At 50.0% G+C, this 23,641-nt stretch carries 18 protein-coding genes; 11 read left to right on the top strand and 7 right to left on the bottom strand.

The window, feature by feature from the left end:
- Window positions 1-78 precede the first annotated feature (78 nt).
- From secA to argH, 10 genes are all read left to right on the top strand, one after another.
- Entirely contained in the window at window positions 79-2,598 is a 2,520-nt protein-coding gene (secA, locus tag GC097_RS10675) for a preprotein translocase subunit SecA (protein ID WP_171683355.1), read from the top strand.
- 56 nt (window positions 2,599-2,654) lie between these two features.
- Window positions 2,655-3,774, top strand: a protein-coding gene (prfB, locus tag GC097_RS10670; RefSeq protein ID WP_171683318.1) for a peptide chain release factor 2 whose coding sequence is annotated in 2 segments (ribosomal slippage) — window positions 2,655-2,726 and window positions 2,728-3,774 — 1,119 coding nt in all. Because the reading frame shifts where the segments join, the coding sequence is not laid out codon by codon here.
- Between the two features lie 121 nt (window positions 3,775-3,895).
- Entirely contained in the window at window positions 3,896-4,768 is an 873-nt protein-coding gene (locus GC097_RS10665) for a YitT family protein (protein ID WP_171683317.1), read from the top strand.
- A 640-nt stretch (window positions 4,769-5,408) separates the two neighbouring features.
- Entirely contained in the window at window positions 5,409-6,458 is a 1,050-nt protein-coding gene (argC, locus tag GC097_RS10660) for an N-acetyl-gamma-glutamyl-phosphate reductase (RefSeq protein WP_171683316.1), read from the top strand.
- Between the two features lie 28 nt (window positions 6,459-6,486).
- Window positions 6,487-7,710 carry a bifunctional glutamate N-acetyltransferase/amino-acid acetyltransferase ArgJ gene (gene argJ, locus GC097_RS10655; protein ID WP_281364284.1) on the top strand — a complete coding sequence of 408 codons (1,224 nt, stop codon included), beginning with the start codon at window positions 6,487-6,489 and terminating at the stop codon, window positions 7,708-7,710.
- 44 nt (window positions 7,711-7,754) lie between these two features.
- Window positions 7,755-8,525, top strand: a complete 771-nt coding sequence (gene argB / locus GC097_RS10650; RefSeq protein ID WP_171683354.1) for an acetylglutamate kinase — start codon at window positions 7,755-7,757, stop codon at window positions 8,523-8,525.
- Between the two features lie 21 nt (window positions 8,526-8,546).
- Window positions 8,547-9,743: an acetylornithine transaminase gene (gene argD, locus GC097_RS10645; RefSeq protein WP_171683314.1), complete on the top strand. Its 1,197-nt coding sequence runs from the start codon at window positions 8,547-8,549 to the stop codon at window positions 9,741-9,743.
- 28 nt (window positions 9,744-9,771) lie between these two features.
- Window positions 9,772-10,731, top strand: a complete 960-nt coding sequence (gene argF, locus GC097_RS10640) for an ornithine carbamoyltransferase (RefSeq protein ID WP_171683313.1) — start codon at window positions 9,772-9,774, stop codon at window positions 10,729-10,731.
- 34 nt (window positions 10,732-10,765) lie between these two features.
- Complete coding sequence (locus GC097_RS10635; protein WP_167055114.1) at window positions 10,766-12,004, top strand: argininosuccinate synthase; 1,239 nt, start codon at window positions 10,766-10,768, stop codon at window positions 12,002-12,004.
- Between the two features lie 75 nt (window positions 12,005-12,079).
- A complete protein-coding gene (argH, locus tag GC097_RS10630; protein ID WP_171683312.1) occupies window positions 12,080-13,495 on the top strand; it encodes an argininosuccinate lyase in 1,416 nt (471 codons plus the stop codon).
- Between the two features lie 58 nt (window positions 13,496-13,553).
- Here the strand turns inward: argH and GC097_RS10625 are convergent, their stop codons facing one another.
- The 7 genes from GC097_RS10625 to GC097_RS10595 form a co-directional block, all read right to left on the bottom strand.
- Window positions 13,554-14,441 carry a DUF4097 family beta strand repeat-containing protein gene (locus tag GC097_RS10625; protein WP_171683311.1) on the bottom strand — a complete coding sequence of 296 codons (888 nt, stop codon included), beginning with the start codon at window positions 14,439-14,441 and terminating at the stop codon, window positions 13,554-13,556.
- Window positions 14,442-14,444: 3 nt separating this feature from the next.
- Window positions 14,445-15,242, bottom strand: a complete 798-nt coding sequence (locus GC097_RS10620) for an HAAS signaling domain-containing protein (RefSeq protein WP_171683310.1) — start codon at window positions 15,240-15,242, stop codon at window positions 14,445-14,447.
- A gap of 100 nt (window positions 15,243-15,342) precedes the next feature.
- Window positions 15,343-16,782, bottom strand: coding sequence for a VanW family protein (locus tag GC097_RS10615; RefSeq protein WP_171683309.1), 1,440 nt, complete (start codon window positions 16,780-16,782; stop codon window positions 15,343-15,345).
- Between the two features lie 145 nt (window positions 16,783-16,927).
- Entirely contained in the window at window positions 16,928-17,761 is an 834-nt protein-coding gene (locus tag GC097_RS10610) for a carbohydrate ABC transporter permease (RefSeq protein WP_171683308.1), read from the bottom strand.
- A 17-nt stretch (window positions 17,762-17,778) separates the two neighbouring features.
- Window positions 17,779-18,678, bottom strand: coding sequence for a carbohydrate ABC transporter permease (locus tag GC097_RS10605; protein WP_171683307.1), 900 nt, complete (start codon window positions 18,676-18,678; stop codon window positions 17,779-17,781).
- Between the two features lie 77 nt (window positions 18,679-18,755).
- Window positions 18,756-20,069 carry an ABC transporter substrate-binding protein gene (locus tag GC097_RS10600; protein WP_171683306.1) on the bottom strand — a complete coding sequence of 438 codons (1,314 nt, stop codon included), beginning with the start codon at window positions 20,067-20,069 and terminating at the stop codon, window positions 18,756-18,758.
- Between the two features lie 30 nt (window positions 20,070-20,099).
- The gene (locus GC097_RS10595) at window positions 20,100-22,202 is read right to left on the bottom strand and encodes an amylo-alpha-1,6-glucosidase (protein ID WP_171683305.1); all 2,103 of its coding nucleotides are present in this window, start codon (window positions 22,200-22,202) and stop codon (window positions 20,100-20,102) included.
- A 363-nt stretch (window positions 22,203-22,565) separates the two neighbouring features.
- On the opposite strand from GC097_RS10595, the gene GC097_RS10590 reads away from it, so the two are divergent.
- The gene (locus GC097_RS10590) at window positions 22,566-23,603 is read left to right on the top strand and encodes a LacI family DNA-binding transcriptional regulator (protein ID WP_171683304.1); all 1,038 of its coding nucleotides are present in this window, start codon (window positions 22,566-22,568) and stop codon (window positions 23,601-23,603) included.
- The last annotated feature ends 38 nt before the right edge of the window (window positions 23,604-23,641 follow it).

Raw genomic sequence — 23,641 nt, 5'->3', positions numbered from 1 at the left:
GATCGAGGGTTTGTTGCGGCAGGACGGTCAAAGGTGGTACAATTTAAGGATACGAATGCAATGGAAAGGGGTTCACCGATGCTAGGACTAGTGAAGAAGATTTTTGGTGATTCCAATGAACGGGAAATTAAACGGATGTTAAAAGCCGTTGATTATATCAACGGGCTTGAGGCCAGCATTGAGCCGTTATCCGATGAAGAATTAAGAGGCAAGACTGTCGAGTTCAGAAATCGCTTGGAAAAGGGCGAGGAGCTGGACGATTTGCTGCCGGAAGCTTTTGCGGTAGTCAGAGAAGCAGCTAAACGTGTATTAGGTAAACGTCATTACGACGTTCAACTTATTGGGGGTATGGTGCTGCACGAAGGCCGTATCGCCGAGATGAGAACAGGGGAAGGTAAAACGCTTGTTGGAACACTCCCTGTGTACTTGAATGCATTGCTGGGCAAAGGCGTGCACGTTGTAACCGTCAATGACTATTTGGCGCAGCGCGATAGCGGCGAAATGGGTCAGATCTATACATTCCTTGGTCTGACGGTCGGGGTTAATCTGCATGAGCTTTCCCATGAGGAAAAACAAGCAGCTTACGCCTGCGATGTTACGTATGGTACGAATAACGAATATGGTTTCGACTACCTGCGCGATAACATGGTGCTTTACAAAGAGCAGATGGTTCAGCGTCCGCTTTATTATGCGGTCATCGATGAAGTGGACTCCATTTTGGTCGATGAAGCCAGAACGCCTCTTATTATTTCGGGACAAGCTGCCAAGTCTACGGATTTGTATTATTCGGCAGACCGTTTTGTGTCGAAGCTGAAAGAAGAAGAGGATTGCACGATCGATATTAAAGTGCGTTCCGTGGCTCTTACGGAAGAAGGGGTCGCGAAAGCGGAGCGTGCATTCGGCATTGAGAACTTATTCGATCATCAGAATGTGAACATTAACCATCACGTGACTCAAGCGCTGAAAGCGCGTTTCATCATGAAGCGCGATGTGGACTACGTCGTACAAGACGACGAGGTTATGATTGTCGATGAATTTACAGGCCGTATTATGACAGGCCGTCGCTATAGTGATGGGCTGCACCAGGCCATTGAGGCCAAAGAGCAGCTGCAGGTTCAGAATGAGAGCATGACGCTGGCGACGATCACATTCCAGAACTATTTCCGGATGTACCGTAAGCTGGCGGGGATGACAGGTACGGCGAAGACGGAAGAGGAAGAGCTCAAGAAAATTTACGGGCTAGAAGTTATCATTGTTCCGACGAACCGCCCGATGATTCGTAAAGACATGCCGGATGTGGTGTACAAGTCGGAGAACGGTAAGTTCAAGGCGGTTGTTGAGCAAATTGTTGAGAAACACAAGCTGAATCAACCGGTTCTGGTCGGTACGGTGTCGATCGAGAACTCGGAACGACTTTCTGAGATGCTCAAAAAGAAAGGCGTACAGCACAAAGTCCTCAATGCCAAATACCATGCGGAAGAAGCTGAAATCGTATCGCGCGCGGGCCAACCGGGTGCCGTGACGATTGCTACGAATATGGCGGGCCGCGGTACGGACATTATGCTGGGAGAAGGCGTACATGATATCGGCGGGCTGCATATCATAGGTACAGAACGTCATGAAAGCAGACGGATCGATAATCAGCTGCGCGGACGCGCAGGCCGTCAAGGCGACCCTGGTTCTTCGCAATTCTACCTCTCTTTGGAGGATGAATTGATGAAACGTTTCGGCGCTGAAAATATTATGGCGATGATGGACCGCCTCGGGATGGAAGAAGATCAGCCGATCGAGAGCAAATTAATTTCACGTGCTGTGGAATCCGCTCAAAAGCGCGTGGAGGGCAACAACTTCGACGTGCGTAAAGTGGTCCTTCAGTATGACGATGTTATGAATCAACAACGGGAAATTATTTATAAACAGCGCCGCGAGCTGTTGGAGTCGGAAAATATCCGCGAAGTCATCGAGGGTATGATTAACGCAGTGATTGAGCGCGTCGTGAAAGCACATTGTCCGGAGGAGCAAATTCCGGAGGAGTGGGAGCTTCAAGAGGTTGCGAATTTCGTGAACAACAACTTCCTTCAAGAAGATGCGCACATTAGTGACCAAGCTATTTGGGGCAAAGAGCAAGAAGAGATTATTGATGAGATCAAAGCGATCGTTAGCAAACGTTACGATGAGCGTGAAGAAGAGATCGGACCTGAATTCATGCGTGAATTCGAGAAGGTCGTTGCGCTGCGTGCGGTAGATAGCAAATGGATGGACCACATCGATGCGATGGATCAACTGCGTCAAGGTATCCACCTGCGTGCTTACGGCGGTACGGATCCGCTTCGTGAATACCAGTTTGAGGGCTTTGAGATGTTCCAAGAGATGATTGAGAATATTCGCGAAGAAGTCTCGATGTATATCATGAAAGCTCACGTTCAAAGCAACCTGGAGCGTCAAGCCGTGGCCGAAGGGCAAGCGGTGGATACGAAGAACGAAGCAGGCGGCAAAAAGCCGGTCGTGCGCGATGAGGAACAGCGTATCGGACGCAACGATCCATGCCCATGCGGCAGCGGCAAGAAGTTCAAACAGTGCCACGGACAAGGCAGCTAAGCGAAGCTAACGGAATCCGGTTAGAACGGGCACAAGAGAATAAAGAGGTGTAAGACATGCTGGAACCAGAAGTGAAACAAGACTTAAGAGAAACAGCAAAGCGATTAACCGAATTACGGGGGTCTCTTTGACTTAGATCATAAGCTGGAAGCGATCGGCGATTTTGAGGAAAAGATGGGGGCGCCGGACTTTTGGGACGATAACGAACGCGCCCAGAAGACCATCGCCGAGCTCAACGCGATCAAGAGCGTTGTGGATCAATTTCAGGGCTTCTCGAACGAGTTTGACGACCTGCAGGTCATGGTCGAGCTCGAGGAAGAGGAAAGCGACGCCGGCCTGGTGGCTGACATTGAGGGAGGCATCGCGGCGCTAAAAACCAAGCTCGAAGGCTTCGAGCTTGGCTTGCTGCTCAATCAGCCGTATGACCGGCTGAATGCGATTCTAGAGCTGCATCCCGGTGCGGGCGGCACGGAGTCGCAGGACTGGGCGGAGATGCTGCTGCGCATGTACCGCCGCTGGGCGGAGAAGCGGGGCTATAAAGTCGAGGTACTCGACTATTTGCCCGGCGACGAAGCCGGCGTGAAGAGTGTCACGCTGCAGATCACAGGCTTCAACGCCTACGGTTACTTGAAGGCGGAGAAGGGTGTGCACCGGCTCGTGCGGATTTCGCCGTTTGACGCGTCGGGCAGACGCCACACGTCTTTCGTGTCGTGCGACATCATGCCGGAGATCGAGGACGATACGGAAGTTGAGATCCGCACAGAGGATCTCAAAATCGATACGTATCGGGCGAGCGGCGCCGGCGGTCAGCATATCAACACCACGGATTCAGCTGTGCGGATTACGCACATGCCGACCGGGGTCGTGGTGAGCTGTCAGCAAGAGCGCTCGCAGATCAAGAACCGCGAGAAAGCGATGAAGATGCTGCGTTCCAAGCTGTACGAGAAGAAGATCGAAGCGCAATTGAAGCATTTAGCTGAAATTCGCGGCGAGCAGTCCGATATTGGCTGGGGCAGCCAAATTCGTTCTTATGTCTTTCATCCGTACAGCATGGTGAAAGATCACAGGACTTCGGCTGAGACCGGCAATGTCGGTGCGGTCATGGACGGAGATCTGGATATGTTCATCGATGCTTTCTTGCGTCATCAGATTCGCAAGCCGGACAACGCCGAGTAATCGGTGGATTGGCGAAGTGCGGAGAAGTCCTTTGCTTCAGGTAGAGGGCCAGCGCATAGCAGAGGCAATAGACGTTCATCCTACACCTATCAGGTGTAGGATTTTTTGTGAGAGGAGGCCTATGGTGGCCAGAAGAGAACCGTTGCTACGGATAGGAAGTCCTGCACATACCGTTTTTGAATATGCATTATTAATCATAGGCTCGTTGATTATGGCGGCTAGCTTTAACTGCTTTCTGAACCCGAACCAAATTGCGACCGGTGGGGTCGCGGGGATTTCGACGGTGATTCAGCATGTAACCGGCTTGAATCCGGCGATCATCCAATGGTCGCTGAACATTCCGATCTTCCTCTTAGCCCTTTGGCTGCTGGGGGGACATTTTGGCGTGAAGGCGGCTGTAGGCTCGGTTGTCTTTCCGTTATGCGTACTCGTGACCAGTCATCTGGGCGTGCCAACGCAAAATCCCTTACTTGCTTCCGTCTATGGCGGGATCGGCGTTGGGCTTGGGCTAGGCATTGTTTTTCGCGGACGAGGTTCTACAGGCGGGCTTGGGTTGGCCGCGCAAATTTTACATAAGTACTCCGGTTTAAGCTTGGGTTTCTCTGTTGCGGTATTTGACGGGATTGTGATTATCTCCTCTGCGCTGGCGTTCACCCCGGAGAATGCCCTGTACGGGATGATCGGCTTATTCGTTACGACGAAAACGATCGATATTGTGCAGCTTGGTTTCAACTATGCCAAAGTGGCTTTCATCATTTCGGACCATACGGATGCGATTCGCAAAGCAATCCTGTATGATTTGGATCGCGGGCTCACGGAGCTTAACGGATCCGGCGGATTTACCGGGGAATCTCGGACGGTGATGATGGTCGTTGTAAAGCAGAACGAGGTGAGTCGATTGAAAACGCTGGTGCAGTCGGTGGACCCGCAGGCGTTTGTTATTTTGAGTGAAACGAATGAGGTGCTGGGCGAGGGATTTAAGCGTCATGCTTAGTAACCCGGAAATCGGCAGCGAGTTGTTATTGAGACGTGCTTTGGCTCGTCTTTTTTTGTTGTGAGGGGTGAGGTTTATCTACCGTCTATCGCCAGGGCTTCGTTGTATTTTATGCAGCATAGAAACGAATATCCGGCACATTCTCTCCTTATGTTGTATAAAATACAACCATTTCAGCTGAAAGGTAACAAAATCAGCCGTTTTAGCTGAAATGGTTGCACAAAGTACAACGAAGGAGGATGCGAGGGGCAAAATGCAGAGATAACGCTGCACAAAGTGCAACATAGGGGACCGATCCTTAGCCTCCAGCCCCCCGACTGAGCATTATTGTGCCATGGCTCAAAATTTTCCGACGCGGGTTTAACCTCACAAAAAAATGTTGCTTGTCTAACGTTTAATTTGGGATAATATAACTGTTCGTCATTCGAACGAAATGTCTATGCATATTATAAATTTTTTTCATCCGACAACACGATTGAAAACCGCGGCAAGATTTTCCGCAAAAAAGCTGCAAAACCCTTGATTCGTCTTGGATCTAAATGTGTTTTAGCGGAGAAAAATGGAGAAAAAAATTCATTGAATTATCATGTATATGACTGTATAATCATACATATATTTTCGGAATAACGGGGGAATTCATATGAGTCATAACGTTAGAGCGGCTATTATTGGGGCTACAGGATACGGCGGCGCGGAGGTTATCCGTTTGCTGCAGGCGCACCCTCTGGTGAAAATCACATCGGTCATCTCGACCTCGAATGCAGGAGCGCCGCTGGCGGATCATTTTCCACATTTGCAGGAAGTGGTCGTCGATATTCTGGATCAACTCGATGTTGATCTGATCGCAGGCAAAGCCGACGTCGTGTTCCTGGCGACACCTGCGGGCGTAAGCGCAGAGCTTTCACCGAAACTTTTGGCTGCCGGTCTGAAGGTTATCGATATTTCCGGGGATTTGCGTTTGAAATCCAGTAGCGACTACGAAAAATGGTATAAGAAGAAGCCGGCTTCCGAGGATATTTTGGCGAAGTCAATCTATGCGTTGTCCGAAGTGTTCGGGGACGAAGTCAAAGGAAGCGATCTGATCGCGAATCCAGGCTGCTATCCGACAGCAACGCTGCTAGGTCTTATTCCTGCTGTCAAAGCGGGCTGGATCGATCCTTCGACGATTATTATCGATGCGAAATCAGGCGTATCCGGCGCAGGACGAAGCGTAAGTCTCGGCGTGCACTATGCGGAAGTTAATGAGAATTTGAACGTGTATAAAGTGAATAAACACCAGCATATTCCGGAAATTGAGCAGGCGCTCAGCCGTGTTGCGGGTAAGCCGGTGGTGACGACGTTCACGACACATCTTGTGCCGATGACGCGCGGAATTATGTCGACGATGTACGCTACTGTGAACGGTGAGCATACAGCCGCAGAGTTTATTGAACTTTACCGCCAATTCTATGAAGGCCGGAAGTTTGTACGGATTCGTCAAGAAGGCAAGTTCCCTTCGACGAAGGAAGTATACGGCTCTAATTACTGCGATATCGGTTTTTCCGTGGATGAGCGGACAGGTCGCGTGACGATCGTTTCCGTTATTGATAATGTGGTGAAGGGCGCTGCGGGGCAGGCCATTCAAAACTTGAACTTGATGTACGGTTGGGAAGAAACGACCGGATTGCTGTTCGCGCCGGTATATCCATAAGAAGAGGACATGTGAGGAGACGAGGATGTTGGATAAAGCTAGTTTCACGGTCGTGCCGGAGGGCACAGTAACGACGCCGAAAGGCTTTCGCGCAGGCGGTCTGCACTGCGGATTAAAGAAGACGGAGCGCTTTGACTTAGGTGCGATCGTATGTGATGTGCCGGCGGCAGCGGCAGGCGTGTACACGCTGAACGCGTTTCAAGCGGCACCGCTGCGCGTGACGCAAGAGAGCATCGCCCAAGGCGGCAAGCTGCAGGCGATGATCGTGAACAGCGGCAACGCGAACGCGTGCACCGGCCAGCAGGGCGAGGACGACGCATATGCGATGCGTGCGGCCAGTGCGAAGGCGCTAGGCGTGGCAGAGCATCACGTCGGCGTGACGAGCACGGGCGTTATCGGCGAGCTTCTGCCGATGGGCAAGGTGCTGACAGGCATCGAGCAGCTGCCGCAGCGCGTTAAACTAGACGGAGGCGAAGACTTCTGCCAGGCGATCCTGACGACGGATCTTGTGCAGAAGATGACGTGTATCCGTCTTGTGGTTGGTGGCAAGGAGGTTCACATTGCCGGGGCTGCGAAGGGTTCGGGGATGATTCACCCGAACATGGCGACGATGCTCGGTTTCATGACAACCGATGCGCCGATCGAGAGCGAACACCTGCAGCAGCTGCTTAGCAGGATCACGGACAACACCTTCAACATGATCACGGTTGATGGCGATACGTCCACCAACGATATGGTCGTGGTGATGGCTAGCGGGCTGGCCGGCGGCGAAACACTGAATCCGGACCATCCGGATTGGGAAGCTTTCGCGGCAGGATTCCAATACGTTGGCGAATACCTCGCCAAAGCGATTGCGCGCGACGGCGAGGGCGCAACGAAGCTGATCGAGACGACGGTCATCGGCGCAGAGAGCGATGAGGCGGCGCGTAAGATCGTGAAGTCGATCATCGGATCGAGCCTCGTGAAGTCCGCCGTTTACGGCGCAGATGCGAACTGGGGCCGAATCATTGCGGCTGTCGGTTACTCGGGACAGCCCGTGAATGTGAACACGGTCGATATCCGCTTGGGCGATATCGCCGTACTTACGCAGTCGCGTCCGGTGAAATTCGACGAGGAAGCGGCACTGGCTTATTTGAAAACAGACACGATTCAAATTCATGTGAATTTACATATGGGCGATGGCAAGGCAACGGGCTGGGGCTGCGATTTGACATATGATTATGTGCGAATCAATGCCGCTTACCGTACCTAAGGAAGCAAAGGGGAACGAACGCAGTGAAGAACAATTGCTTTGTGATGAAATGCGGAGGCAGCACGCTTGCGGCGCTGCCTGCCAGCTTTTTTGAAGATATGTGTCAGCTTCAGGAGGAAGGCATTGTAACGGTTATCGTGCACGGCGGCGGCCCGGCGATTTCGGAAACGCTCGGCAAGCTGGGCATTGAATCCGGCTTCGTGAACGGCCTTCGGGTGACGAACGAAGCGGTGCTGGACGTTGTGGAGATGGTGCTTTCCGGTCAGATCAACAAAGAGATCGTACGCCGGATTCAATTGACAGGCGCAGCAGCGCTAGGATTGTCAGGTGTGGATGGACATTTGATTGAAGCGAAGCCGGTTGCGAACAGCGATGAAGTCGGCCTTGTCGGCGATGTGACGAAGGTGAATGCGGAGCTGATCCAGGGCATCGTGAACATGGGCTACATTCCGGTTATTGCGCCGGTCGGGCTTGGGGAAGATGGCGGACAGCGTTACAATATCAACGCGGATACGGCGGCTGGCGCGGTTGCTTCCCACCTGGGTGTGGAGCAGATGGTTGTCGTGACTGATGTACCGGGAATTATGAAGACAGTTGACGGCGAGAAGCAGGTGCTGCCTGTTGTGAGCGTTGCAGAGATCGAAGAAATGATTGCTAATGGCGACATTTACGGCGGCATGATTCCGAAGGTTCGTGCAGCGATTGCATGCATTCAGGGCAAGGTACAGGAAGTTGTGATTGTGAATGGAGCGGAGCCGAATGTGCTTAGCAAAGTGCTGAAGGGCACGGGAATCGGTACAAGAATTGTACGATAACACTATAAGGAGGGAATGTACATGAGTGAAACGGGTAAAAGCTCGCTCTTTCCAACGTACGCCAGATATCCAATTACACTGGTGAAGGGGGAGGGCAGCCGACTGTGGGACGATACGGGCAAAGAGTACATCGACTTGATGAGCGGTATCGCAGTTGCGAACCTCGGGCACGCGCCTAAAGAAGTGAAGGAGCAGCTTGTCCAGCAGTTGGATCAGCTGTGGCATGTGAGCAACCTTTTCCATATTCCGAACCAGGAGAAACTAGCTTCCTTACTGACGGATAACAGCTGTGCAGATGCTGTGTTTTTCTGTTCCACAGGAGCAGAGGCGAACGAGGCCGCAATCAAGCTGGCACGCCGTTACAATCAAAAGGTGTTGAACAACGGTCGGTATGAGATTATCACGTTCAACATGTCGTTCCATGGACGGACACTGGCGACGTTGACCGCTACAGGTCAAGACAAAGTGAAGGAAGGGTTCCATCCGCTTCCTGGGGGCTTCGTCTATGCACCCTATAACGATATCGAGGCTGTCCGCAGTCTCGTGAACGACAAAACATGCGCCATCATGCTGGAAATGGTACAGGGGGAAGGCGGCGTATTGCCGGCTGATCCTGAGTTCGTGAAACAACTGGCAGAGCTGTGCAAGCAGGAGAATCTGCTTTTAATTGCGGATGAAATCCAAACGGGCGTTGGGCGTACTGGCAAGCTTTTTGCCTATGAGCACTATGGAGTTGAGCCGGATATTTTCACATTGGCCAAAGGCCTAGGCGGCGGGTTCCCGATTGGCGCTATGCTGGGGAAAGCTTTCCTTGCTGAAGCGTTTAGCGCTGGCAGCCATGGTTCGACGTTTGGCGGTACGCCGATTGCGACGGCTGCGGGTTTTGCGGCGGTGGATACGATTATTTCGACTAAACTGCCTGAGCGTGCGGCGGAAGTAGGCGAGTACACGATTAAGAAGCTGGAAAGCAAGCTTGCCGGCAATCCGCTCATCGCGAAAATTCGCGGTATTGGGCTTTTGATCGGGATTGAGTGCACGCAGCCAGCAGGTGAAATTATTAGTGAAGTTCATAAAAGAGGCGTACTTGTTATTCCTGCCGGGCCGAACGTCATTCGTTTAGTGCCAGCGTTAAATATACCGCAAGCCGATTTGGATCAAGGGCTGGATGTGCTGTGCGCTGTCCTCGCAGAGAAGGCATCGACGATCAGCAGCATCTAGTGAGTAACATGGAGAGAGGTTGAATGAAATGAACGTTACCTTACAAGAAGAAATGGCCGCCCAGTTGAAAGGCAAGGATTTTCTTGCTCTGGCTGATTATACACCGGAAGAACTTGAATATTTAATTCACTATGGGATTGAACTTAAGCGCAAGCAAAAGGCTAGAGAGCCTCATGCTGTGCTGGCAGGCAAAACGCTCGGGATGATTTTCGAGAAATCCTCGACGCGCACGCGTGTTTCTTTTGAAGTCGGAATGTACCAGCTTGGAGGTCAGGCGCTTTTCTTGAGCAAAAACGACCTGCAGCTTGGACGCGGAGAAACCGTTTGGGATACGGCACAAACACTGTCCCGTTACCTGGACGGCATTATGATCCGTACGTACGAGCACCGCAAAGTCATTGACCTTGCTCGCGGAGCAACTGTTCCAGTTATTAACGGATTGACGGATTATGCGCATCCTTGCCAAGTTATGGCCGATTACCAGACTGTGCTTGAGAAAAAGGGCCGCCTGAAAGGCATTAAAGTGGCCTACATTGGGGACGGCAACAACATGGTGCATTCCTTAATGGTAGGCGCGAGCAAATTAGGGATGGACTTCGCGATTGCTTCACCGGAAGGTTATGATCCTGACCAAGAAGTGATTCAGAATTCTAAGGAAAATGCTGCGCAATATGGCGGCAGCGTGCTTCTGACGCGCGACCCTCGCGAAGCGATCGAGAATGCGGACATCGTTTACACGGATGTTTGGGCTAGCATGGGCTTCGAGGCCGAGCAGCAAGAGCGTGAGATTGCTTTCAAAAATTACCAAATCAACGAAGATCTTGTGAAGTATGCCAAATCGGATTACTTGTTCATGCACTGCTTGCCTGCACACCGCGGGGAAGAAGTGAGCGAGGGCGTCATTGACGGCGCGCATTCGATTATTTTCGACCAAGCAGAGAATCGTCTTCATGCGCAAAAGGCTATTATGGCCGCAACCATGATATAATAAATAGATAGAGGAAACGGAGAGATTAGTAGACATGGCTAAGGAAAAAATCGTACTCGCTTATTCCGGCGGACTGGATACATCGGTTATTTTGAAATGGCTCAAGGAGACTTACGACGCCGAAATTATTGCTTTTACTGCTGATATTGGGCAAAAAGACGAGTTGGACGGTCTAGAGGAAAAAGCGCTTCAAACCGGCGCATCCAAAATCTACATCGACGACCTGCGTGACGAGTTCGCGAAGGATTTCATCAACCCGATGTTCCAAGCGGCGGCTCTATATGAAGGGCAATACCTGCTCGGCACGAGCATTGCGCGTCCGCTGATCGCGAAGCGCATGGTTGAAATCGCCCGCGCAGAAGGCGCTACGGCGATTGCGCATGGCGCAACCGGCAAAGGAAACGACCAAGTACGCTTCGAGCTGACAGCTGCGGCGCTTGCACCTGAGATTTCGGTGATCGCGCCTTGGCGTTTGGAAGAATTCCGCGAGCAGTTCCCGGGCCGTGCAGAAATGATCGCGTATGCCGAGAAGCATGGCATTCCGGTAACAGCTTCCGCTGCGAAGCCGTATTCGACAGATCGCAACCTGCTGCACATCTCCTTCGAGAGCGGCATGCTGGAAGATCCTTGGTTCGATGCAGCGGCTGACAGCAATAAAGACATGTACGTTCTGAGCGTAGCTCCTGAAGATGCGCCGGATCAAGCGGAATACATTGAGCTTGAGTTCGAGAAAGGCGACTGCGTTGCGATTAACGGCGCGAAGCTGACTCCGCTTCAAGTTATGGAAACTTTGAATGAAATCGGCGGCAAGCACGGTATTGGCCGTGTAGATATGGTTGAGAACCGTTTCGTGGGCATGAAGAGCCGCGGCGTGTACGAAACTCCGGGCGGTACGATCCTGTTCACGGCTCACCGCAAAATGGAATCCCTGACGATGGACCGCGATGTGATGCACCTTCGTGATTCCCTGATTTCCAAATACGCAAGCCTTGTATACAACGGCTTCTGGTTTGCTCCTGAGCGTTTGGCGATTCAAGCGCTTGTTGCAGAAAGCCAAAAGAACGTATCCGGTACAGTTCGCTTGAAATTGTACAAAGGCAACGTAATCGGAGCTGGCGTGAAAAGTCCGGTATCCTTGTACAATCCGGATATTGCGACGATGGAAGCTGATCCGACGAAAGCTTACGATCAAGGCGATGCGACTGGCTTCATTCACTTGAATGCACTTCGTTTGAAAGTATCTTCGGGTGTCGAGCAAAACGCAAAGAAATAAGTCAATATAGGCTGTGAAACCGGGCTTTCCCTCGTGGAAAGCCTTTGGGCTGTAAATCAGAGAGGAGTGGTGCACGTGTCAAAGCTATGGGGTGGACGATTTACGAAACAAACCGACCAATTGGTTGAAGAATATACAGCATCGATTATGTTTGATAAAGAGTTAGCCGAGGAAGATATTCAAGGCAGCTTGGCCCATGTTACGATGCTTGGGAAATGCGGCATTCTTCCTGCGGAAGATGTCGAGAAAATCAAAGATGGCCTCTATGCGGTGCAAGGCATGATTCGCCGCGGCGAGCTGGAATATACGATTCAGAATGAAGATATTCACATGAATATCGAAAAGACGCTGATCGATTTGATCGGACCTGTCGGCGGCAAGCTGCACACCGGCCGCAGCCGTAACGATCAGGTGGCAACGGATATGCATCTTTACCTGCGCAAACGGGTGGTTGAGTTCGTCGGACATCTCATCAAATTGCAGGAAGCTCTTCTTGATCAAGCCAAGAAAAACATCGATACAATTATCCCGGGGTATACGCATCTTCAGCGTGCGCAGCCGATCTTGTTCGCGCATCATATGATGGCCTACGTCAGCATGTTCCAGCGCGACCTTGAGCGCCTGCAGGACAGCTACAAGCGCGTAGACATTTTGCCGCTCGGCGCTGGCGCGCTCGCCGGCACGACGTTCCCGATCGACCGCCATTTCGTGGCGGAGCAGCTAGGGTTCGGACGCGTGTACGAGAACTCCTTGGATGCGGTCAGCGACCGCGATTTCATCCTGGAGTTCCTCTCGAATGCGTCCATGATCATGATGCACCTTTCTCGCTTCAGCGAGGAGATGGTGCTTTGGTCTTCCACCGAGTTCGCGTTCGTCGAACTGGATGATGCCTTCTGTACCGGCAGCTCGATCATGCCGCAGAAGAAAAACCCGGACGTGGCAGAGCTAGTTCGTGGCAAAACAGGCCGCGTCTACGGCAACTTGTTCGGTCTGATGACCGTACTGAAGTCGCTGCCGCTGGCGTACAACAAGGACATGCAGGAAGATAAAGAAGGCATGTTCGATACGGTTCGTACCCTGCAGGGTGCGCTTCAACTGTTCGCTCCGATGGTCGCTACCATGAAAGTGAACACGGATCGCATGAGACAAGCCGTGAATCAAGATTTCTCGAATGCTACGGATATTGCCGATTATCTTGTTAACAAAGGGCTGCCATTCCGTCAAGCGCACGAAGTCATCGGCAAAACGGTGCTGTATTGCATTCAGAACAAAAAATATTTGCTCGATATGAGCATCGAGGAATTCAAAACATTTTCCTCGTTGTTTGAGTCCGATATTTATGAAGTACTGCAGCCGGAGCAAGTCGTTAATGCGCGTAATGTCTACGGCGGAACGGCAAGCAATCAAGTATCCGAAGCCATTGCCCGTGCAGAGCAAGTGCTGGCGCAGTCTAATGAGTGGCTGCAAGAGTATGCAGAGAAAAGTAAATAAGCGGTTATCAAAAAGCCTTCAACCCATCCGTTTGGATGAATTGAAGGCTTTTTGCCGTTTATCTGCCTGTGACCGAAACGTACCCGGTATCCACGCTGACTTTCACTTTTTTGCTGCCGTCCCCAAGGGTGCCTTTGGCGGAGTGACGGTCTTTGCGATCTACGGTTAGACCAGGCACATCCAGATTGGTGCTGCCGGTATCTGTGCTCAAATCGAAGCTGACATTCTTAGGCGTCGGATCCAGTGTAAGACGGATACTGCCGGTATCGGATTCCAGAGTGACGGAATCGCCAATATCGCTTAATTTTGCCGTAATGCCGCCTGTATCGGTTTTTACCTTTACATCACCTTGACCTTGCTGGATATTGATATTCCCTGTGTCCGCTTGAAAATTAATCTGTTTACCTTCGTAGCGGTCAATTGAAATGTTGCCGGTATCCGTACTGGCCGTCAGTTTTTCCGACTTTAGGTCCTTAAAGTTGATATTCCCGGTATCGGAAGAAACGGTGATGGATTTGTACATTTTATCTGGAAGAGAGACTTCGGTTTTGAGACCGAAGCTGCGGCCGGCTATTAGATTTTTGAGTTCGCTAATATCAAAACCAAAATTGAAATGATTTTTCGTCTTTGTACAGACATCGACCCGCCAAACGTTGCTTCCCTCTGTCGTTGCTTCCATAGTGCAGTTAGGCGCGTTAGCCTCTCGCATCGTACCGACCAGCCGCACTTTGATTTCATCGGAATTTGAGGGGATGAAAGTTACGCTTGAGTCGTCATTTTGAATAATAAGCGTGTCGATGTTTGTTGACGAAATTTTTTTCTCAAAATCAATGTTGGCAATGCCTGCGTCGAGATCCAGAGTTTTGAAAGAAACGGCCGCACCGACAAGACCCACTGCCACGCAGGCAAAGCCGATCAGCAAGAAAAATTTATATCCACGTTTCATGGCTTAAGCCCCCTTAATTAATTTGGCATTGAATCGGATGTACGACCAGCTGAGTTTGAAAAATACTTTGATCAGCCAGGTGCTGAGCGTTGTCAGGATAACGCCTAAGCCGAAGCAAGCCAGCATGGCGAAGCCGATGAATTGCAGATCGCTGCCGACCGTGCCCATGAAGCTGCCCGCCATCCCGGCGACGGGAGCGATGATCAGCGCAAAGCCCGAGACAAAAAGCGCAATTAACGTTGCGAGAATACCGAACCATGGGCCTACAACAAACAAAAGATTGAAAAAGCCAAGCGCAATGGAAACGATAATCGCCTTAATGCCTGATTCCTGCTTAACCGGATAGGGGTAAGGAGGTTGAGGCGCGTAATAAGGATTCCCCTGAGGAGGCGGTGTGTAGGGGGGAAAGCCTCCTGTTTCGGGTGCATGTTTAGGCGGTGCTGTCGGCTCAGGTTTGGTATATGTTTTTTCTAACGGCGGTGCTTGGAAGGCTGGAGGAGTTTGTTTCGTTTGTGGAGCCTGTGGAGCCTGTGGAGCTGGAGCTTGCGGAGTTAATGGAGCGGGCTCCTTGGCTGCGCTCTTCGCAGGTTCCGGATTGGTCGCGGCAGGCACGTCCTTCTGCGCATCCCAGTTCGGTACGCGAGGGTAGCCAAGCGATTGTGCCACCTCATCCTCGTGTTTGCCGTTCTCAATCGCCTTTTGAAACAATTCCTCGTAAACCGATAATATATTTTGACGCTCCTTCTCTGGAAGTCCGCGCAGTCGATAGTGTAATTCTTTGAAGTAATCAATCTTGCTCATCGTTCATCCTCCTTATTCGTATTGCGTATTCTTATCATAATAAAAAAAAGTCATAGTGACCTAGTAACTACAGTCACATGACCTTTAAAAGTTTTACGCTTTATCGGAAAGAAGGCCCTTTGACGCCATCCTCTAGGATGGGCTGGGGAGGGTCGGCGGCGCCGTCTTCCGGTTTAATGTCACCCCGGTTAGAGGCCACCAGGGTCGGTACGGGAGAGTATTGATCTTTCGAGACGAGTTCTTTGCTGACGATGGCGCCATTTTCCCTTTTGATCCGATAGGTTTCTACCTTATAGCCGGGTTTGCCCGTGCTGATAGGCCGCGTCGCTCCTGGAGCCAGACTTGCATTATGCAAGTATTTGACGGGGGGCTGAATCGTTTCTACAATGTTGGATTCAATCTCATAGCTTACCGAAGGGGACATGTGCCCATACAGCTTCACGGTAACATCTCGATCCGTAGTCACTGTACGTATCAATAGGTACGCATCTGTATTGTTGCGGAATTTGAAATTGATATATCCGTTGGCAAAAGTCGCATCTTGCCCGAGTGTCACATAGCTGACAGGCAGGGAGTGGTTGCGCCTTTCTACAATGGCCAGTCCACTTCGCAGAACAGCATTGTACAGTGTTGTCGAAACTTGGCATATGCCGCCGCCGATGCCTGGTACGAGCTTGCCGTTTAGAATAACCGGAGCTTCCTTATAGCCGAATTGGGTTTCGGTTTGGGCGATGATTTTGCTATAATCAAACGTTTCTCCCGGAGCCATGAGCAAATCTTGAATCGACGCGGCGGTGGAACGAATATTGTGAATCCTCCCTTCGCCTGAAGCGGGAAAGGTGGTTGTGAATTCGGATATTTTGCGATCGATGCCTTGCTTCTTCAAGGTGTCCACAGTTACTGCAGGGCTTTGTTCGTACAAAGGAAGCGTCAACCGAATTGGAGCGGCATTATGAATATAGGAAATGGAGGGGGCGATTTCTTTCAAATGTTCCCCCAAATGTACGGTATCGATGCGAAGCACCCTGCGCTCCGCTTCGTAGTTGAGCGTGTCTTGGGCAGTAACGATTCGTTTGGCCGGAGCAGGCTGCTGACTGTAGAGATCCTTCCAAGCCTCTTTAACCGAAGCGCTCAGCTGTGTTTGATTAACCTCGACCTCAAGCGGAATATCCGTATGACGAAGCTGCCAGCGGGCATTTATTCGCTCGAGGGGCGGAGCTTGAAACAACTTTTCAAGAGATTGGGTCAATCTGTCGTTATGATATTCGACACCTAGCTGTCCCAGGGTCAATTGTCGATTGGCGATGTTCGGATATGAGGTTTGCAATTGAACGGGAAAGGCTGAGAGTAGCCGCAACCTCTCTTCGAATTGTTCTTGAAACTTATCGTAAGGCATGCCGCCGACCCGCCAGCCAGCCACAGTGAATTTAGGAGGCAATGTGCTTTGAGAGCCATAAATGTATAAAGAGATGCTTATAATACTTAACAATCCGAGGGCGACCGATACATAGAAGATTGCTTTTCTGATGTAGAGTGGCATGTACAGCGGCTCCTTTACATACGAATGAGTGAAAAGCCTGTACTACCATATGTATCGTGAACAAAGAGATTTTAGTACTTGCTCTACCCGCTCAAGCCATCAAAAAAACCGCCGAAAAGGAGTATCGGCGGTTTCGTGTTTTGTTTTATTTGGTTCCTGTAAAGGTAATGCCTTTGATGAAAAACTTATTACCGAATACATATACTAGCAGAGCTGGCAATGTGAAAATCATGGATGCCGCCATGATATAGTTCCAATATGAAATGTATTGGCCTTTGAATGTATTCAACCCTAGCGGGAGGGTGAACATAGCGCGCTCTGACATGAAGAGCAATGGTTTCAAGAATTCATTCCACGAACCCATGAAGGTGAAAATTGCCATAGCAGCGAGCGGCGGTCCAGCCAGCGGCAGCGCTACCCGGAAGAACATGCCGATACGGCTCATGCCGTCCATTTCGGCTGCTTCCTCTAATTCCTTAGGGAAACTAATGAAAAATTGGCGCATCATGAAAATATAAGTGGCTTGCACCGCGGCTGGAATGATCAAAGAGCGAAAGCTGTTCAGCCATCCGAGGTCTTTGATGATCAAATATTGCGGAATAAGCGTAACTTTATCCGGCACCATCAGAATCGTTAAAATAAAGAAGAAAATAAGTTTATTGCCGGGAAAGTCGAAACGGGCTAAGGAATACCCGGCCAGAGAATTCAGCAGCAAATTGAGCAGGGTAACGGAGACGCCCACCAGGACACTGTTTAGGAACCAGCGCGGGAACATTTGCTCGCTTGTGAAGATGTATTTGTAATTATCAAGTGTAAAATGCTTGGGAATAAACGATAATCCGGTTGTAGAGATTTCCGCTAGCGTCTTGAACGAAGCGGAGAGCGCCCACAAGAACGGAATGATCGTGATTACCGCATAAAAAGCCAGCATGAGATAGGTCAGCACGCGTGCAATGGAGCGGGTTTTGGTTGCTACCATATCGGGTCTCTCCTCTCTTAGTTCAATTTCTCGTCGCCACCGAACAGCTTGCGTTGGATCAACGTCACAACCATGATGGCGCAGGTTAGCATGAAGGCTAAAGCGGAAGCATAGCCCATGTCTAAGTTTTTAAAGGCATATTGATAAATCAAAAGAACCAGGGTCAGCGTAGAATTATCAGGGCCACCAGAGCCGTTAGATAAGATATAGGCCTGATCGAAGAGCTGGAATGTTCCAATCAATCCCATCGTAACGACGAAGAAGGTCACGGGTTTGAGCATCGGGACTGTAATGGAGATGAATCGGCGCCAAGTTCCTGCGCCATCCAGCTCAGCAGCTTCATATAGCGTATCGGGAATATCCTGCAGCGCAGCCAAGTAAATCACCATAAATTGAGGCGCTGTGGAAAATATATTCATGATCATAATACCTTTGAGGGCGACACTCGGGTCTCCCAACCAGTTGTAGCTGTCCATGCCTATTAAATTAAGCAAATCGTTTAATAATCCATCGGATTTATAAAGCCACATGAAAATGAGCGTTAAAACCGCGGACGAAGTGATCGTCGGCATAAAGTAAACAACTCTGAAAAAGTTGCGGAACTTAATTTTTGAATTCAGCACCGAAGCCATCAGCATGGCGACGATGGTTTGTATCGGAACGACATATATTGCATATTCAACGGTATTGCGGAGTCCTATCCAGGCACGGTCATCGTCGGCAATTCGAGCGAAGTTGCGAAGTCCGATGAATTTGTAACTTACGCCGCCGAGCAGTTCCACCTTATGTAGAGAGAGGAACACGGCGTACAGAATAGGCAGCAAGAAGAAGGCCCCAAGTATAAGCAGGGACGGAGAAACGAACAAATATCCAGAAATCACGTCCCGCCATTTGCGGCGGTTCCAGCGTCGTTTCATAATAAAGCTCCCCCTTTCCTGAAAAAATACGTAAAAGAGGAAGGTTCTCCTCTTTTACGTTGCTATGCTTTATTTAATTACTTCGCAGCGGCAATTTCTTTATTGGCTGTATCTTGCGCTTTTTTGAGCGCTTCTTCCAAGGTTACTTTACCCTGATAAGCGGAAATAAATTGATTGTTGAAGTTGTTCATAATTGTCGGCAATGTTTCTTTGGCTTGCCAAGGAATGGAGTAGGAGTTACCGGCTACCAACGCAGCGCGAAGCGGATCTTTGTCGAATCCGAGTTCTTTCGATACGGATTTACGTGAAGGAAGCGCTAAGCCTTTGCTGGTCCATGTTTTCATGCCTTCTTTGCCAGTCAAGTAGGAAATAAGTTCCCATGCTTCTTGTTTATGCTTCGAGTTTTTGTTCATCACATAAGCAACCGTGTAAGCCATTGTCGCTTTTTTGCCGAAAGTGGTAGGAAGCTCAGCTGTGCCAAAGTCTAGATCTTTGAACGTGCTTTGCAGGTAAGGGATTGCCCAGTTTCCTTCAATGACCATGGAAGCTTTGTGCTGACCGAACATTTCGCCGCCCCAGCCAGCGCCCATGTCTTTCGGCTCGCCTGCGGACTTATCTTTCAAATGCATATCGACAACAGGCTGCAGACCTTTCAAAGCTTCAGGAGAAGCATAAGCCGCATTGCCATTATCGTCGGATACTTTACCGCCAGCAGCTTGGATCATGAACATTTGACGGGCAAGTTCAGGCGCAGCGCCAAATCCGTAGCGGGATACTTTGCCGCCGTCAGCTTTTGTTAATTTTTTAGCGGCATCTTGAAGTTCTTCCCAAGTTGTAGGAACTTTCGTGATACCTGCTTCTTCAAAATCTTTTTTATTGTAGAAAAGAGCTAGTGTGGAGGTATCTTTCGGGAAGCCATAGGATTTGTTGTCTTTCCCTTTGAACGCATTCACAAGCGGCTCTTCGAAATCAGCAACGTCAAATTCAGGCTTTACATAGCTGTCTAGCGGTTCAAGCACGTTTTTGGCAATGAGGCCCGGAGCTTCAAATGCATCAAGGAAGAAGACATCAGCGCCTTCGCCACCGACTAGACGAGTTTTGATCACATCCATGTATTGATCGGCAATAACGTCAAACTTAACTGTAATGTTCGGATGTTTAGCTTGGAAATCTTTCAAAACTTGTTGAAACAAAGCTGTTTCTTCCGGGCTGGAGCCCCAACCGTTCAAAGTGATGGTGACTGGTTCCCCCGATTTAGGCTTAGTTGTTGCAGCAGATGTTGCAGGCGCGGATGGAGACGGTGTTGCGTTGTTCGTTGAGCTGCCGCAGCCGGAAATAACGATCATGGATGATACAGCGGCGAGTGAAATGCCAGTAAGCCATTTTTTCATTGTAAGTCCTCCCTTTTTATATACAGCTGGTTATGATTGGTGGGTCACTTGAAGCCCTGTTGTATTGTGCAGTACTTGGACTACCGTTGTTTGTGTCTGCGGGTTGAGCTGAACAGACAGGCTTAGCTTGCCTTGAGCAACCGTCATATTGCGAACGGTAAGTTCCGTCATGCCGGATGGAAGTACAGGATTCAAACGAATGGTACCGCCCAGCGTATCGGGCTCAATACCAAGCATCGTCTGCAAGAAGACCAGCGGCGTACCGGCTGCCCAAGCTTGCGGAGAGCAAGCGACCGGGTAAGGGACAGGCTCGCCGATAGATTCGTCGTATCCGCAATATAATTCAGGCAGTCTATGGTATTCAAAGCTTTCGGCTGCTTTCATTAGGCCTTCGATGACTTGCATCGTTTCGGCTTTGTAGCCGCAGCGGCTCATACCGAGCAGAACGAGCGAGTTGTCGTGCGGCCAAATGCTGCCGTCATGATAGCTCATCGGATTATAACCGGCTGATTCCGTACTCATCGTACGAATGCCATAGCCGCTGAACATGTCGGGAGCTACCAGTCTTTGCACCACAGCTGCAGCGCGATCCGGTTGCAGCATGCCGGACATGAGAACATGACCCGGATTGGTCGTCACGGATTGAACTTGCTTCTTGTCAGCGTCCAACGCGATTGCGTAGAAGCCTTCTTCTTCCATCCAGAAGCTGTTTTCAAAGCGTTGGCGAAGATCTTCGGCGGAGCTTTCGAGCTCCTGTGCCATCGATTCTTTGCCCAGCTGGCGAAGAATTGGAGCAAGTTTCACCTTTGCCTGATACACGTAGCCTTGTACTTCAGCTAGTGCGATTGGCGCTTTGGCATAGTCGCCATTGCTGTGTACGACAGAATCGCCGGAATCTTTCCAACCTTGGTTGGCGATACCTTTGGATGATTTCTGGTAGTATTCCACAAAACGGTCACCGTCTGCATCGCCATGCACGTCGATCCAGTTCAAGGCCTGCTCGATGTTCGGCATCAACTGCTCGATCAGTGCCGTATCACCGGTCCATTGCACATATTCCGCTGCAAGAAGCAGGAATAAAGGCGTTGCATCGATTGTTCCGTAGTAAGGCGTAAAAGGAACTTGATTCGTCAGCGCCAGCTCGCCGTAGCGGATTTCGTGCATGATTTTGCCGGGCTCTTCATCACGCCAAACGTCATGCTTGGTTCCTTGATAAGAGGCCATGGTCAGCAAAGTGCCTTTCGCCACATTCGGCTCGGCAGAAAGCATTTGCAGCGCGGCGATCAAGCTGTCCCGTCCAAAGGGAACGGCATACCAAGGCAGTCCCGCAACGGGGAATTGTCCATGCCCGAGGTCGGTAAGGAGCACGCGTAAATCCTGCAGTCCGCGATCGTACAGATGGTTGAACAGCGGCAGATTGCTTTCTACAGATGTGGTGTTCGTGTCCCACTCTTGATAAGAAGCATTCAACTGTGTAATTGCCTGCTCGGCAGGTACTTGCTTAGGTCCTTGGCCATCGATATAAGGCGCGATGAAGAAGGTCACGGATTGACGCTCTTTGGGAGCCAGTTCAAAATTGAATGCTACCGTGCTGTCTTCCTGAACCGTTGTTTCCTTGCGGTCCCAGCCAATATGGGTTTGACGCTCGATACCGTCTGTACCTTTGTAGCGCTTGATCAGCTTCTGATCTTCCTGAAGGTCAGGGAGCATGTCACCGAAAGTTCCGTTCTGGAAGCCGCGAACGACGAACATGTCGGCGAAGTCGCTTTCGAAACGTGCTGTAAAGTCGAAAGAGACCCCTTTAGGATAAAAATTCGTGAAGGCGATTGTTTCGTATAAAGCGCCTTCATATATAAAACGTTGTCTTTCCAGTTCGATCGATTCTCTCCAAAGAATCAACTGCCCATCCGATTCCATATGAGGATTAGTCATACGAATGGTGGCGATATAGTTCGTTCCTGCGGAAGAACTAAGCAGAATCGGCGTCATGCCGTTAATACGAATTTCCATCGCGCTTAAAAAGCGGGTATCTTTCGTATATAAACCGTGTCCTGCAGCATTCCCAGCCGGAATATCGCCGGTTTTATCGGTCATGAGGAAGAGATCGTTCTCCTTGATGACGCGGTAATCCATTCAGGCCACCCCTTTTCTCTGTTATTCTTGATGATTTTTCAAGTTTCATTCGTTCCGAAACGTTTCGGGTCCAAGCAAAAAGAAAAGGAAATTAAATTCAGCAAGGCATAAGCTTGATAAATTTTCTTTTCCATTTTTTGAAAATAAACCAATGAAGTGTTTCCGAAACGTTTTGGTAAACTACATTTTTGATTATACATAACGATGTAACCATTTTCAATCCCTTTTATTCATTTTTTAAGCGTTTACATTAGTTAATATTTAAGATTGAAACTCTAAGGGGAATATATTAATATAGAAATTATATAAAAATCCGTAAAATACACTCCAAAACGTTTTGGACGAGGAGCGAGCACGCTACGAATGATTACAATTAAAGATATTGCCAGAGAAGCAGGCGTGTCTGTCACGACGGTATCTCGAGCGCTTAACGGATACAATGATGTTAATGATGATACCCGAAAGAAGATTCAGCTCATTGCTAGTAGGCTTGGCTATAGTCCTAATATGGCGGCACGAAGCCTGATTTCGAAGAAAACCCAGACACTCGGACTTCTGCTATCCGGTATTACCCGCAGCAGCTCCAAGGACAGCATAGCTTTTGAAATTCTTTGCGGCATGAACGACCGGGCAGGCGAGCTGAATTACGATCTTATCTTATTCAGTACGACTCCGCAGAAGCAAGCGGCCAAGTCATACAAAGCGCTCTGTCAGGAACGCGGGGTAGATGGCGTCATTATTATGGGCATTCGGCTGGATGACCCTTATCTCAAAGAAATTGTCACTTCCAGCCTGCCCTGCGTACTGATCGATATTCCTTTTAAGAACAGCAATGTCGGCTATGTGACCTCGGACAATGTTCAGGGCGCGTCTCGCATGACACAGTACTTAATTGAACAAGGGCATACGAAGGTGGCGCTCGTGAATGGCCATGCGCAGGCGGATGTCAGCATAAAGCGTCTGGACGGCTACAAGCAAGCGCTGAAGCAAGCCGGCATCGCTTTTAATCCGGAACTTGTACTCGACGGAGGCTTCTCGGATGAGGGAGCGCGTGATGCTACTTATAGGCTGATGTCCCAGCATCCGGACGTAACCGCTATTTTTTGCGCCAGCGACATCATGGCTCTCGGGACGATGCAAGCGCTTCGCGGGCTTGGGCTTGATATTCCTGGCGACGTCTCTGTTGCCGGATTCGACAACATCAGCATCTCCGCGTATTGTTCCCCTGCTTTAACGACAGTTAGCCAAAATCCCAATGAAATCGGGTATCAATCTGCGCAGATGATCATTGATATGCTGGAGGGCCGTCAAGTTACCAAGCAATTGGTGCTTCCTACTGAGCTTCTGATCCGTGCAAGTGCAGCGGCGCCTAAAAAGACAACGAAAATGACAACTAAATAAATAATGGGACCGTCCTATATAGGGCGGTTTTTGCGTAT

The organism is Paenibacillus planticolens (assembly GCF_013141725.1).
Classification (GTDB): domain Bacteria; phylum Bacillota; class Bacilli; order Paenibacillales; family NBRC-103111; genus Paenibacillus_E; species Paenibacillus_E planticolens.
The sequence above is the reverse complement of the archived record's forward strand: the minus strand, read 5'-3'. Positions and strand labels throughout refer to the sequence as shown.